Consider the following 12,844-nt stretch of genomic DNA (forward strand, 5'->3'; position numbering starts at 1 on the left):
CTTTGGTTCGCGGTTGGGTTTATTGTAATACCTAGCCTTCTATATTTTCCAGTTAACTCACTTTTAACAGGATATTACGTATCAAGCGGAAACCTTTACGCGCTATTTCTAATGACAGTTCTTCTTGTTGCGTTGGGGTATCGAACATTAAGACTTGCTCGAGAAACAATCACGGGTAATCATGACTGGAATACTGAAAAGTCTTCCGTTTTCATAATAATGAGGCTAATTATTGTTCTTGAAATATTGGGGCTGATAGTTCAGCAGATTGACAATCAAAGCCAGGCAATTATTTCTAGAAACTTTATAAGGGAACCAAATGAAATAACAATAATTGACGGTATACCAAGCATAAGTTCGCAAGAGTTGGTGGAAATTGTAATAATCGCGTTAAGCATACCAATCGCGTTTAGGTTATTAAGAGCGTACTTTGAACTTTTCTCAACTTGGCTGGCGGCTGCTAACTCCATCTATTTGAAGTTATTTGTCAGCTTAAAAAGTGTGGAAAATTCAAACGCAGGTGAACAGCAGGGTGGGCAGGAACAGGAATTAACTCAAACACAATCACTTCGAGGTTTGGCACGCGAAGCTATTTTACGTTCCGAGATGCGGTTCTATTTGGCCAGCGTTTGCATCGTCGTGACGGTTTTGTTCGCAATTGCAATGTTCCAAGCTGTGTTTGAAAGTTCGGCTACTAGACGTGCAAACTCTTTGATAGACGAAATCGAGAGGTCGCCGATTGCGTTTAGCACAAAGTATGAAGACATCACTTTGGATTTGATTGCTGTCACTAAGGAATTCAAAAACTCGGGTACTTCGAGGCCAGCGGCTGAAAGTTCGGATCCGAAAATTATTGAACTAGATTCAAGCATCCTTTTTGAGTCAAGGGCTTATGGCACCGTCAGCCTTTCAGATTTTCTAAAATCAACATTCGATGAGTTAAACTCTGCGACGACCGACGGTGGAGAAATTCAGGCAGAGGCGGACTTGTTTATTTCTCGCCTTACCGAACTCAGGCGTGAGTTAGAAGGAGTTTCTCGAACAAATTGGGATATAATAGTTGTTCGCACCGCAATAATACTACTCGCGCTAGTGGTAGTCGGAATATTTCAACGCATCTTGGTGGCGGCTGTGCAAGAACGTCGATCTTGGGAGGTTAAGTCCGCTGCATTGGCCGCTCTATCATTGGATCATCTTGAAAGAAAGGATGTATCTGCATTCTTAGAGATAGTTAAATCGGAACCATTTATTGAAGCTAAAAGTAGGTTGTGGGGCGGAAAGACCACTGATATTGATATGCTGATATCAAGGCTGGAGACTCTTGTGAATCCAAAACCTCCAAGTAAGTAGTCAGTTTCTCGTGTTCGAGATGACACATTGGATGGCCGGACTTCTAATGAGCTGATACAGCAGAATAACGGTGGATGCATTGTTCCAAGTGACGCGCGGTTGAGGAGTTATTGACTTTTGTATAAGTCTAAAGTCGCTGTTTTTCCGGCTATGGCAGCTGCTTGCTGCTAAAGCAGTCAAGATACTACAATCCCTCATTGTTTATGAAATGAGAGTAATTTTTTATTGTCTGGGGATGCCAGCGGCCACCTTTGCTCGTTGTAACGCCACGTTCGTTGAGCAGTCTTGCCGCACCTGAATATGTTCCAGCCTCGACCAACGCACGTTCAAATTCGATGCGGATCGATTCGAAGAACATCCGCTTCTCTGACTGCCGTTGAACCGCCAAGGCATGTGCATTCCGGCCAAGGATGGTACCCCGGTTCTTCGCCGCTCTGAGTGCGGCTCTGGTGCGTTCTGATATCTGTCGGCGTTCTTCCTCAGCAAAGCAGGCCAGCAGGTGCAGGAAGAATGTTGAGACGTTCGGGTGTTCGCAGACGACAAGCTCAATCCCTTGGTCGATGATCCCCGAGATGAACGACACCTTCCGGGAAAATCTGTCCAGCTTCGGTATCAGCAGCTTCGAGCGGGTCTTCTTCACAAGATTGATCGCGTTCCATAGCTCGGCCCGGTCGTCCCGTTTGCCGGATTGGATTTCGGTAAACTCGGCAATCACCTGATCGGCGGGCGTAAGGAATTGCTCGACCATCGCACGCTGTGCTTCCAGCCCGAGGCCGGATCGTCCCTGCCGTTCAGTCGAAACCCGATAGTAAACTACATACTCGGTCATGCCTTCCCTTCTTCGTAAACGACAAACCAAGGTTTGTCGTAGAAGGCGTCGGATTTCTCGGGTGGGTGGGCAACGGTTCGGTCCAGTGTGCGAGGAGGTGTTGACGGTCGAATTGATATCCCAAAACTGTCATTTGTTTTGTTTTGTTTTGTTTTGTTTTTTTGATTTGATTGAGTTGGAGCTCTGTTGACCTTTGTTGCCAGCGCGGAGGGCATGTTACTTCAAGCTTCGGCCCCAAGCAGTCGTATTACCCCTTGATTGAAGCACACGAGACTTATCAAAAGCGGTAATTGTTATATCTGGAACTCGTAGATCAACTCCAAAATCTGTTTATACTCGATTGAAATTCATTTGTTATGGTTGGGATACCTCGCCGAAGCAAAATGTGGATAAATTTCCTGGCGTGCGATTCAGGTTGTGCTAGGCACCGTACTGTTTCTAACATACACTGTCAGACCATCTTACAACTTCGACAGATCTGTCGACGACCCCTACTAGGACATAAAGAACAGTAAAGTAACCCTAATACTCGAGGTGCCAAGAACTTGCATTGGTATACGGTATAGTTTCACTGCCAAATTAAATAGTTGGAGAAGAAATGGGCGTTCTAGATAAACTCAGTGTTTCTGATCTAAATGCTTTAAGTGATGCGGAGGTGGAAGCAATAAAAGCCGATATTTGGTCGAAATATAATAAGGACTCCCATCGGGTTTTTGCAGACAGAGGCGGAACGAAAATCATTGCTGAGGGAGATTCGTGGTTCAACTACTCTTTTGCCGGGCTTGATATTATTGATTTCCTTGCTGACGCGACCGATTACTCAATAATTCGCCATGCTACGCCTGGAGATACCCTTGAGAACATGGTGTATGGAACAGAATTTCGATCGAGATCGTACAGTCTGATTCCCCCTCAGTTCGAAGACGTCTTGGCTGACATAAAAAAGCATCAACCAAAGTTTTTTCTTTTTTCAGGTGGCGGCAACGATATTGCCGGTCCAGAGTTGGAGGGGTTACTAAACCACAAATCGAGTGGTCGGCAGCCACTTCGCTCGGATCACCTAAGCTTTCTAGTAAACGACACTTTCAAATCAGCTTACACAGAAATGATTGAGAGAATTTGGAATATTGATCGTAAAATACATATCCTCACTCATGGCTACGCTTATGCAATACCATCGGGGAAAGGAGTTGGCCGAATACTGGGTTACAGCTTCATCGGTCCGTGGCTTAGGCCAGCCATGACGAAGAAGCGTATTGTTGATCCAGTGGAGCAAACAGAAATCGTTTCTTTTTTGATTGATGCCTTCAATGACATGTTGGCCGAGCTTTCTCGACAATACGATTACTTCCATGTTGTTGATTTTAGAGAAAAGTTTTCAAAAAATGATTGGGTGAACGAACTCCATCTTACGAATGCTGCGTTCAAACGGGCAGCGGAAAGTTTTAATGAAAGGATTGAGATGGTTTTGGCCGGGGGCTGAGAGATGGATTGCGAAAATTAGTCGTTTGTGTTAACCCTTATTCATTGCCAAAATACATCATGCTCGCTCTAGAGCCTAAAAATGGGAGGTCAATTATGGCCATTTCAAGTATTGAACTTAACGACGTTCAAAAGATTCTTGGTCGCGCAATTATGGATAGCGATTTCCGGGCGAAGCTAATCGCAGACCCTGAGGGAGTTCTTAAAGTGCTTGGTTATGGGGAATTGTCCGACGATGCAATTAACTTTTTTAAGGCACTGGGTGCAGGCTCTTTCCCAGACGCTGCCGATGAAGTTGAAAACAGGCTTGGGGGCCGTGCGGTTGTAGGTCTGTGGCTGTAGGTCTGTCCGGCGGCAAAGTTGTGCCCAGCCAAATCTTGAGATGGATCAGCAAGCGAGTACAAATAACCGATTTGGTGTTCGCAACCTCGCACTAATCCCGAGTTGGGAATGTGACGTTGCCTGTCATCACTGCGTTTTTAACTCTTCGCCCAGGGTGAAGGGGCGCCTTGACTTAGTACAAGCGCTTAAATTCATAGATGAATTGATCGACTGCTCCACCATTGAAGTCGTTACTCTTTCTGGTGGTGAGGCTTTTGTCGACCCCAACTATGTGCTCGCCGTAGCGCGACATTGCGCAAGCCGTCCTGTTGACTTTCGTATTGTAACTAACGCCAGTTTCGCGCACTCTGATGAAGCTGCAATAGCCCGATTGCTTCCCTTGCGTGATGCTGGTTTGCATTCACTTTGCGTCAGTTGGGATCGTTTCCACGAAACTTTCATTTCTGCCGAGCGTGTAAAAACGGCGATCCGTGTTTGCCGACGACTTGGAATCACGGTTGAGATGACATGTGTAGTGAGTCGTGAATCAAGTATTGAAAATGCGCTTGCAGCTCTTGATGAGGAAGGATTTGAGCTTCGCGTGGTGCAGGTCAAAGCTCTGCCAATTGGTCGTGGAGCGAAGAAACTCAATCCGCACAGTCTATTTCCAGCCTCTTATTGGGAGCGCGGACGAGCTTGCGGCTCGGATTTCGACACTATTGCCATCATTCACGACGGTACTGTCTACCCGTGTTGTGCCGTGGGTGGATTCACAGATGCGATCGCGCTTGGCCGTTATCCGAGTAAGAGTGCAGCCGAACTACTGAAGCGCCGACGCGATAGTTTCAAGTGGTCGATGCTTGCAGCATGCGGTCCGACGCATCTAATGAAATTCGCAAGCAATGTTGAGTTGGTAACCGCAGGTGTCGATCCAAAGGCTCACGATTGCGTAAATTGCCATCGTCTCTTTAGCTCACCTCTTGGCGAGATTTTAGTCGATCGCGCCAAGTCCGAGGTCGTTGAGATTTCGTTGCAATTGCTTAAAAAAGGCGGCGTGGCATGAGTGTTTGTCTCATCTCAATGCCGGTCGCAACGCCGCACCATCCCAACCTAGGTCTTTCGCTATTGAAGTCTGGGTTAGCGCTTCGGGGGATCGAAAGCGTAATTCGTTACTTTCATCTTGATTTTGTAAACCATGTCGGGTTTGAAGCTTTCGATTTGGTCTCTGATGACAGTCTCTATGAGGCCATGCTCGGTGAATGGTTGTTTGCCGCTGAGCTTAATTCGGAAGCCGAATTGATGGACTTCCGTTTTCTGAATCAGGTCTTGCTCAAGCGTTATCCGCACCGCTTTCCACTTGAGCGTCAGTTGGAAGTTCTGAAGGTTCGATCAGCCATCAGTACATTTTTGGATTACTGTGAAGGGGCTCACGACTGGTCCGTCTACAAGATTATTGGTTTTTCGAGTTCATTTCAGCAGCACACACCTGCCCTAGCGCTCGCGAAGCGAATAAAAGCCCGCCATCCAGAAATTGTGATCATTTTTGGTGGAGCCAATTGTGAAGGCGATATGGGTGCACAGACGCTTAAGAGTTATCCTTTTGTGGATGCGATTTTTTCAGGGGAGGCTGACATCGCATTCCCGGAGTTTGTGCATCGGATATTGGAGGATGATGAATCACGACAAGCAGCGTTAGAGGAAGGCAGGAACGGTCCAATTAGCGGTACCGTCCCTGCGGAGATGGATGAACTACCATATCCTGACTATTCTGATTTTTTTGATCAACTCGCCAGCTTTCCTGAAATTAGCGAACGGTACCAGCCTGTCCCATTGTTTGAGTCCGCGCGCGGATGCTGGTGGGGTGCTAAGCATCATTGCACATTTTGCGGCCTTAATGGCACTGGGATGTCCTATCGAAGCAAAAACCAAAAACGTGCTTTCGAAGAGATAGAATTTATAGCTCAACGATATGGGCCGGATATTCTGGCCGTCGATAACATACTGGATTTCAAGTATTTTAAGACGTTCCTTCCGGCACTTCGTGATAGCAAAATCAACTACCTCATTCACTATGAAACCAAGGTAAATTTAAGTGCTAACAATATTCGATCCCTCGCTGAGGCGGGAGTGCGTAAGATTCAGCCTGGCGTAGAGTCCTTGTCGAGCAAAGTACTTAAGCTTATGAAAAAAGGCTGTAACCTGTTGCAAAATATTCAAACCCTGAAACTGGCTGCCGAGGCAGGAATATTTGTAGAGTGGGCCGTTCTCTACGGCTTCCCGGGCGAAACAGCGGAGGACTACGCTGCAACGGCCCAGGTAATCTGGCGCGTGCGACACCTGCAATCGCCAGCAGCTGTCACTAAGGTTCGCGCTGATCGTTTTAGCCCCTATTTTATGACGCCGGAAGTCTATGGTATCCAGTTGAAAGCTTTTGATGCCTACAAGCATATTTTCCCTTTCACGGACACGGAAATTCAAAGGCTCGCTTATCACTTCGTCATCTCTTCACCTGAAGTTGACCAAGCCGAGATTTACGCAGCTGACGCTATTGAAGAAGTACAGACTTGGCACCGCAACCGAAAACAATATGAACTATTCATAGAAACGGCTGGTGACCGGGTGCGGGTCACTGATCGGCGCGAGGACAACTGTGAGAGAATATACGACCTAAAGCGTAGTGAAGCGGGAGTTCTCGAGTATGCTGCAGAGATAATCTCTGAACATCGCCTTGCCGCCATTCTAGGCTTGAACGAAAAAGCGTTTGATGTCGTGCTTGCTTCTCTGGACGCACGAGGCCTTATACTACGTGAAGGAGGTCAAGTGCTCGCATTACCATTACGGCAGCCGGGTTATCGCCGTGGGCTTGAGGCAAACCAGATCCGAGAGCCGCTTTCTCGCACTTATTTCTTTCGAAACAAGCAATCGGAGGTCACCAAATGAGAGACTATACAGTGCTCGTTTTCATGGCAGCGGACAATGATCTTGGTCGAGACTCCTTCGCAATGCGTGACATCCATGAAATGGAGAAATACGGTTCGGACGATAAAGTTGCAATTGCGGTTCAAGTTGACCGTTATGGTGGTGGACGCGATGGCACAGCGTTGCGGGGCCAGATTGTCCAAAATGAGAATTGGCAAAAGCGGCCGGTCGAGAATGTCTCTCCCTTAACGGATATCGGCGAAACGGACACTGGCCATCCCGACGTACTAAGAGATTTTATCGTTTGGGGTGTGACAGCGTTTCCCGCCAAAAACACAATTCTTGTGATCTGGGCTCATGGTACAGGGTGGCGTGAAGAGGTGATCGAGGAGGCAGTTGGGAAATCGGCAGGCGAGGAAGTCGAACTTGCAGCACGAAGTGCGCAATTTGGAGGAATGTACAAACAGAACACGTCCGGACTTGTGTTCAGGCGTACAGTTGAGAGCTTGGTTGACGTTTTTGTACGCAATCGACTGTTGCCGAATTATGGTGACCAGTTGACGGGGAGAGTGAGTGTTCAGCCGAATTTCGATGGCGCGCCCGCAGAGGCCGAGCTCCCTTCAGTAATGAACACGATCAATCGCGATCAGCGTCAAGTGAAGGACCTCTTCGCGAGGGCTGTAGCTTCGGATAGCACTGATCTCTCTGCGCTCGATTCAATCGAACTGAAAAAAGCCTTGGTCAATGCGCGCAACGCTTTGCGGGCCGGTGCCTTACCAGAGTTCGAGTATTCGCTGATTGGCTTTGACGCTTGCTTAATGGGCAGTTTGGAGGCGCTCTATCAACTTAAGGATATTGCCCCGGTCGTCGTCGCTTCTGAAGAGGAGGAACCCCGCACTGGATGGCGTTATGATCTTGTTTTGGAACGGCTACGCGCTGCTCCAGCAAATTTAGCGGCGGTCGGTGCTGGGCTCGTAGATGACTACATGACCGCCCAGTCGGCGTATTTCCTACGCCTTGTCACACAAGCCGCTATTAGAGGAGAGAAGCTCGAGGATGCGGCCGAAGTTCTTAATGATATTGGCAATACCTTGGAACCGCTGTTGGGTACACACACCAGATTGCTTCAGGCTGCAGAAAAAACAGCAACGCGCTTTCGCGGTGACAAGGACTTCTTAGACATCGGGCATTTCCTTAAAAAGCTTGAGGATGGTCTTAAAGACCATGAGGCTTTGGGGGAAGTGACGGCTGCGCGCGCTAAGCTTAATGAGGTTGTGATTTACTCGCGCTTCGCTTTTCAAAGCGAACGTCAAGAACCGACCGGATTGTCAGCGTATTTTCCTGCAATAGCTCGATACGATTCAGTTTATGATGAACTAGACATAAGTCCGCGTCTAAAGGGTTGGGTGGACTTCATTAAAGCGTATCACTTCTTATAGAATTTTGCCTTGGGTTGATTGCATAGATCTATGCGGGGCAAGCGACCCCGTTACCGAAGTCCTGAGCCTAGTGTATTCTGCTGCACACTGTTCGGAAAATCTTGATGCCGAAGGCGAACGGCGTGGTTTTTCGAAGCAGCCGGGTAAGTTTATGGATGGTTAGATATTTGATATGGAATAGTCTTTGTATAAGGATGATTTTCACCATGATTTATCGAAAAGTGATAGCTTTTTCGTTGCCTTTCTTTGCTTTGAGCAACTGCACTCCAAAACCAACGGATGCGTTTTTAACTGACAAGCTCGTTGGTGTGTCAAAGGGTGTGGACGCCCATTATTCAAGGATCATTTCCAGCACGAACCCGTCGTCTTGCATAGTAAGCAATAAGGAAAGTCAGTCTTTTTGGGCGACTACGATGTCTGATCTTAAGCTCTTGAAAGCACGTACTGAGTATTGGCCTGACAATAATGATCTTGCAGAAAGTGTTTCGAAGCTAGCGATAACCCTTGACGAGGCGAAGGACAAAGAAGTTATCGCATCAGAAGACCCTACAAAACTGTCAAATGGCAGCCTTTGGCCCTGTTTGGATGCCGACGAGGCTGCGCGAACTTGGCGGCTTCTGGACACGAACCTTAGTTCTTTAATTGCTGCATCCAAGGTGCAAACATTTTAATTTGGGAGTTCGTAAATGAAACCTTTAAACCCTGACGAAAAGAAAGCCGTTGCTTCCGAAATTGCAAACATCTTCGGAACTGCTGTTGGAAAGCCTGAAACTTCTGTCGTAGACGTGGTCGCAAAGGAAACGGCATTTGCAGCAAAAAAGTTCAAGAATGGTAGTTGGAGTAAGCGCCGAGCTCAAAAGCATGTGGCTTTTGCGACTAAAGCTGCAGCAAGTATCTACGCCTCTCAGAGGGCACTCAAGCAACGAAATGTGAAAGCTGCCGTGATGAATTTGGTTAACACTCTTGGCGGGATCGTCAATGATCGTGTTGGCTTCAAGTTACTGCCCATCCCGTCGTAAGGAGCGTGATGGCATTTGCTGTAAAGATCGATACGAAAGTACACCTTGAAATTTGATCTTCATTTTATGCTTTCGTAGATCGTCAGATTTAGATTCGTGCGTTAAAAAAGTAGCGCTTTGGCCAGCACTGGGGCTTATCAATTCTGTGATGACATCCGTTGTGGGATATTTGCGTAGGCTGATCTAGTCGCCACTCGATTGACTTAAAAATAGATATATTTCAATACCTTAAACTCAATTTGGCACTTTGATTTTCAAAAGTTATACACGAAGTGATGCACTTTGTTGTAACCTATTGAAATCACGTATGGTATCTTGATTGAAAATCCTCGTGTCGGTGGTTCGATTCCGCCCCCGGGCACCATTCAAACTCTTGATAATGCTCAATATTCATCCTTGAACCTTTCAGGGTTTGACAGTTTTCTTGAAGGGTTTGACAATTTTTGATCGGCGTTCGTTCTCCTTCTCCAGAGTTTCCATCGTTATCCGGTTACGCTCTGCCAAGTTGGCGGATCGGGAATAATGGCGAGCCATCGATGGGGTTTTTTGCCCCAGCAGGTCCGCAATCTGGCGTTCCTCAAGCCCTGCTTCTCGCAGTGTCGTGGCCACGGTATGCCGCAGCCCCTTGAGTGTCAGGCCGGGTTGCACAGCGCCCTCAGCTTCCAGCTTTTTCTTGAAGCGGTACCAGACCGTCGAAAAGCCGTTGTAGGTCCAAGGCTTTCTGTTTGATGAGGCAAGGATGGTCACGGCGTCGTGCGTGGGCGCAGCATCCAGAGCCGCTTGCAGCGTCGGACCGATTGGAACGGCAACTTCCTGGCCCGTCTTGCCCCTGACGCCCCAGATCGTGTCGCCGTCTATCTGGCGACGGGTCAGCTTAAGCGCATCGGACGGATCAAGGCCGGTATTCATAATCAACGCCACCGCCACTCGAACGTGCGGGGCGGCCCGATCCAGCACAACTGCGCGTTCTTCCACCGTCCAAGGCCGGTTGGCATAGGGCCGATTTTTCGGGCGCGGCTTGGGAATGACACCTGCCGCATAATCCCGGTCGATCAGACCGCGCGGAATGGCATAACGAAAAACTTGACTCAGGAAGGTGCGGACCATGTTTGCTCGCCGCCAGCCAATCTTGTCCGCCGCTTTGTCATGGATGCCCGAAACGAGGGGCGTCGTGATTGCGGAAACAGGCGTGTCCCGGATTGGGTACAGGAAGTCAGAGCACTTGCGATAGTCGCGCTTGGTGGCGTCCGACAAATTGCCATAGTGTTCAGTCTGGAAATAGGCATTGACCAGCCCGCCAAGGGTTCCCGGCTTAGGTGCTTGCGCCTTCCTCGCCTCTACAATGGCAGCAATGCGGGCGCATTCCGCAAAAAACTCAGCCGATCCTAACGGAGTTTTTTCCAGGTCGATCTTGTGACTCGTGGCGCGATGATAGCAGCGCGGTTTCCCGTGCCGATCATCGAATATCTTGAAACCTCTAACCCTGACACGTGTCATTACAACTTGCCAAGAATGACGTCCTGCGTTGCCATCTCGGCCCCTTCCTTCATTGCATCAATCCAATTGTCCAGATCGCGCTTGTCCCAAAGGACTGTGCCGGGCCGCATTTCAATTGGTTGGACGGGGCACGTTGTTTTGAAGAGCTTTGGAGGAAGTCCAGTGTAAACCGCCGCCTCAGACTGTTTCAGCATGCGTTTCTCATTAACGTTGATAGTGAGACTAGCGTTAGCCACTGCTAGTGCCTCCCAAGACGCTCGTTGTTCCATAGCGTTGACCAAGATGTCCGTTCGGGGTCAATTTACCCCGAGGATCAATTGGCGCTGTTTTGGCCGGTTGGTTTACTTCGACTACTTGTCGCATCACTCAGATCCAAACTCTGAAGCAATAGCCTCTATCTCTCTAAACGAAATCTGGCGCTTGACATGCATGCCTTCCATTTCAAATAATCTGGCAATCCCTGACTTATGCCACGCAGTCGGGTAACCTTCGAATTCATACTTTTCCATTTCGGGAAAGTGAGCCGCTGTGAAATACACTTCTAATCCGGCGTTCTTAAAAATCACGTATGCTGGTCTTTCATGGACGTTATATTCTAAGTTATATATTGATATATCTGAATCCACTTCGTCCCGATGCGACGACACGAAATCGAATAGGTAAACAAGGAAGTCTTCGGCGTTGTTTTCTCGCTTGAAATCGAGACGCTGAATTACACTTGCAGTTTCGATCTGCTCGAACTCATCATTCCGGAATTGACGGTAAATCTCAAAAGTCTCGACTATACGGTTTGGTGGAGCGCCTGTCATGAGCGCAAGCGTAAGCCTCGCAGCATCACGCGTTGTCATTTCCGGTGCGTTCACACCACGCGCTCCTGTCGTCAGAAAGCCTGCTTCGCGGAGCTTCCTTGCAACAAAGTGAACTGTCGCTCGCTCGATACCAAGCGCATTCGATATCGTTTTTATCAGATGACCAGACTTCATTCCCTAAGTGTGTAATGATCACTTAGGAGGTGTCAATACACACATTGTGTTTGGATTCGAAGTTACCCTTTTATCTGAAGACAACGCTTGGGTGCTTGTGCGCCTCTGCTGGGCACGACCGCCAACGTGACCGAATTTCACACCAATCAATGGGATCGCCTTGAAAGAGCGAACGTATCTTGACTTCCAGCTTCGTCGGTCTCCCCATCAATAAACAACAGCATTTATTAACATAGTCTGCAAACCCCATGACGCGTGAAAATTGTTCGTCCGTGGTCTTCGCAAGGTCCCTGCCGACATCTCGCCGTCGCGTTTGCAACTTTGTTTTGGACCACCCCGCGAGCGGACAGGTGGCGCAGCGCCACCACCACCCCCGCCCCTTTTAGGGGAGGTGGTGGTAGCGCAACTGTTTTTGGGGGTGTTAGCGTCACCTTGCGCCACCCATGATTTTTGGGTGGTGGCGCACATCATACCGTTGCCCATTCGCCTACCTCCACAGTTGGGACAGGCTTGCGTTGAGCACCTGTTTTCTGCCCTGTGACCAACGCCCCGGATTTCAGCCAAGTCTCGATTATTTTCTTGATACGCTGGCAGTCGGCTTGGGCGTCTGCGAATAGAAACCCTTACCTAAAGACAGCTTGTGCCACAGCGGCATCAAGTCGACCATTTTGTATGTCGCTTGCGCAGATGTCGTAAGCTACATACACGCCCCATTTTCCCTGCCAACTTGCGGCAAACGAGCCCGCATTTAAGCGCCCCGGAAAACAGTGCTTTCCAAAGTGCCAGTAGTTGTATCGGGAATTCGTCTCCTCAATTGCCGCTCAGTGACAATCAACACTAACGAAGAAAGAGGCCATTCGATCAAGATCTCGCACCGCAAGGTTTGGTTCAGCGAATTACGTGAACCGAGCACCTGGCGTGATGCACGACTCTGTTCGCAGTGGAACCTAGAAATATGTCCTCAAAACCAGGCTTGTGCGAGGCCAAGACGATGCAATCCGCGTC

The 12,844-nt window shown here is 48.5% G+C and carries 13 protein-coding genes; 8 read left to right on the forward strand and 5 right to left on the reverse strand.

Going from position 1 to position 12,844, the window contains the following annotated elements:
• The first annotated feature begins 111 nt into the window (after positions 1–111).
• Positions 112–1,350 carry a hypothetical protein gene (locus tag ACR1XU_RS21640; protein WP_480908688.1) on the forward strand — a complete coding sequence of 413 codons (1,239 nt, stop codon included), beginning with the start codon at positions 112–114 and terminating at the stop codon, positions 1,348–1,350.
• 184 nt (positions 1,351–1,534) lie between these two features.
• On the opposite strand, the gene ACR1XU_RS21645 is transcribed toward ACR1XU_RS21640, so the two are convergent.
• Positions 1,535–2,179, reverse strand: a complete 645-nt coding sequence (locus ACR1XU_RS21645; protein ID WP_480908687.1) for a recombinase family protein — start codon at positions 2,177–2,179, stop codon at positions 1,535–1,537.
• A gap of 598 nt (positions 2,180–2,777) precedes the next feature.
• Between ACR1XU_RS21645 and ACR1XU_RS21650 the strand changes: the two genes are divergently transcribed.
• The 7 genes from ACR1XU_RS21650 (at position 2,778) to ACR1XU_RS21680 (ending at position 9,359) form a co-directional block, all read left to right on the forward strand.
• Positions 2,778–3,662: a hypothetical protein gene (locus tag ACR1XU_RS21650; protein WP_480908686.1), complete on the forward strand. Its 885-nt coding sequence runs from the start codon at positions 2,778–2,780 to the stop codon at positions 3,660–3,662.
• A 95-nt stretch (positions 3,663–3,757) separates the two neighbouring features.
• Positions 3,758–4,003, forward strand: a complete 246-nt coding sequence (locus ACR1XU_RS21655) for an Os1348 family NHLP clan protein (protein WP_480908685.1) — start codon at positions 3,758–3,760, stop codon at positions 4,001–4,003.
• 40 nt (positions 4,004–4,043) lie between these two features.
• Entirely contained in the window at positions 4,044–5,045 is a 1,002-nt protein-coding gene (locus ACR1XU_RS21660; RefSeq protein ID WP_480908684.1) for a radical SAM protein, read from the forward strand.
• Positions 5,042–6,922, forward strand: coding sequence for a RiPP maturation radical SAM C-methyltransferase (locus ACR1XU_RS21665; protein WP_480908683.1), 1,881 nt, complete (start codon positions 5,042–5,044; stop codon positions 6,920–6,922). The genes ACR1XU_RS21660 and ACR1XU_RS21665 overlap by 4 nt, the downstream gene beginning before the upstream one ends.
• Complete coding sequence (locus ACR1XU_RS21670) at positions 6,919–8,340, forward strand: clostripain-related cysteine peptidase (protein WP_480908682.1); 1,422 nt, start codon at positions 6,919–6,921, stop codon at positions 8,338–8,340. Before ACR1XU_RS21665 ends, ACR1XU_RS21670 begins: the two co-directional genes overlap by 4 nt.
• A gap of 206 nt (positions 8,341–8,546) precedes the next feature.
• Positions 8,547–9,011: a hypothetical protein gene (locus ACR1XU_RS21675; protein ID WP_480908681.1), complete on the forward strand. Its 465-nt coding sequence runs from the start codon at positions 8,547–8,549 to the stop codon at positions 9,009–9,011.
• Positions 9,012–9,026: 15 nt separating this feature from the next.
• Complete coding sequence (locus ACR1XU_RS21680) at positions 9,027–9,359, forward strand: hypothetical protein (protein ID WP_480908680.1); 333 nt, start codon at positions 9,027–9,029, stop codon at positions 9,357–9,359.
• 405 nt (positions 9,360–9,764) lie between these two features.
• Here the strand turns inward: ACR1XU_RS21680 and ACR1XU_RS21685 are convergent, their stop codons facing one another.
• The 4 genes from ACR1XU_RS21685 to ACR1XU_RS21700 form a co-directional block, all read right to left on the reverse strand.
• The gene (locus tag ACR1XU_RS21685) at positions 9,765–10,856 is read right to left on the reverse strand and encodes a tyrosine-type recombinase/integrase (RefSeq protein WP_480908679.1); all 1,092 of its coding nucleotides are present in this window, start codon (positions 10,854–10,856) and stop codon (positions 9,765–9,767) included.
• Positions 10,856–11,050 carry a hypothetical protein gene (locus ACR1XU_RS21690; RefSeq protein ID WP_237216012.1) on the reverse strand — a complete coding sequence of 65 codons (195 nt, stop codon included), beginning with the start codon at positions 11,048–11,050 and terminating at the stop codon, positions 10,856–10,858. Before ACR1XU_RS21690 ends, ACR1XU_RS21685 begins: the two co-directional genes overlap by 1 nt.
• Positions 11,051–11,218: 168 nt before the next feature.
• The gene (locus ACR1XU_RS21695) at positions 11,219–11,839 is read right to left on the reverse strand and encodes a hypothetical protein (RefSeq protein WP_480908678.1); all 621 of its coding nucleotides are present in this window, start codon (positions 11,837–11,839) and stop codon (positions 11,219–11,221) included.
• An 888-nt stretch (positions 11,840–12,727) separates the two neighbouring features.
• Positions 12,728–12,844: universal stress protein (locus ACR1XU_RS21700; protein WP_480915702.1), on the reverse strand; the 117-nt coding region annotated here is incomplete at its 5' end.

The sequence above is a fragment of the Ruegeria sp. D1(2025) genome, assembly GCF_056536425.1.

What these genes read in the sequence shown, in the direction of transcription:
- ACR1XU_RS21640 (WP_480908688.1), top strand. Translation starts at nt 112, where the DNA reads ATGACAGTTCTTCTTGTTGCGTTGGGGTATCGAACATTAAGACTTGCT.
- ACR1XU_RS21645 (WP_480908687.1), bottom strand. Translation starts at nt 2,179, where the DNA reads ATGACCGAGTATGTAGTTTACTATCGGGTTTCGACTGAACGGCAGGGA.
- ACR1XU_RS21650 (WP_480908686.1), top strand. Translation starts at nt 2,778, where the DNA reads ATGGGCGTTCTAGATAAACTCAGTGTTTCTGATCTAAATGCTTTAAGT.
- ACR1XU_RS21655 (WP_480908685.1), top strand. Translation starts at nt 3,758, where the DNA reads ATGGCCATTTCAAGTATTGAACTTAACGACGTTCAAAAGATTCTTGGT.
- ACR1XU_RS21660 (WP_480908684.1), top strand. Translation starts at nt 4,044, where the DNA reads ATGGATCAGCAAGCGAGTACAAATAACCGATTTGGTGTTCGCAACCTC.
- ACR1XU_RS21665 (WP_480908683.1), top strand. Translation starts at nt 5,042, where the DNA reads ATGAGTGTTTGTCTCATCTCAATGCCGGTCGCAACGCCGCACCATCCC.
- ACR1XU_RS21670 (WP_480908682.1), top strand. Translation starts at nt 6,919, where the DNA reads ATGAGAGACTATACAGTGCTCGTTTTCATGGCAGCGGACAATGATCTT.
- ACR1XU_RS21675 (WP_480908681.1), top strand. Translation starts at nt 8,547, where the DNA reads ATGATTTATCGAAAAGTGATAGCTTTTTCGTTGCCTTTCTTTGCTTTG.
- ACR1XU_RS21680 (WP_480908680.1), top strand. Translation starts at nt 9,027, where the DNA reads ATGAAACCTTTAAACCCTGACGAAAAGAAAGCCGTTGCTTCCGAAATT.
- ACR1XU_RS21685 (WP_480908679.1), bottom strand. Translation starts at nt 10,856, where the DNA reads ATGACACGTGTCAGGGTTAGAGGTTTCAAGATATTCGATGATCGGCAC.
- ACR1XU_RS21690 (WP_237216012.1), bottom strand. Translation starts at nt 11,050, where the DNA reads ATGCTGAAACAGTCTGAGGCGGCGGTTTACACTGGACTTCCTCCAAAG.
- ACR1XU_RS21695 (WP_480908678.1), bottom strand. Translation starts at nt 11,839, where the DNA reads ATGAAGTCTGGTCATCTGATAAAAACGATATCGAATGCGCTTGGTATC.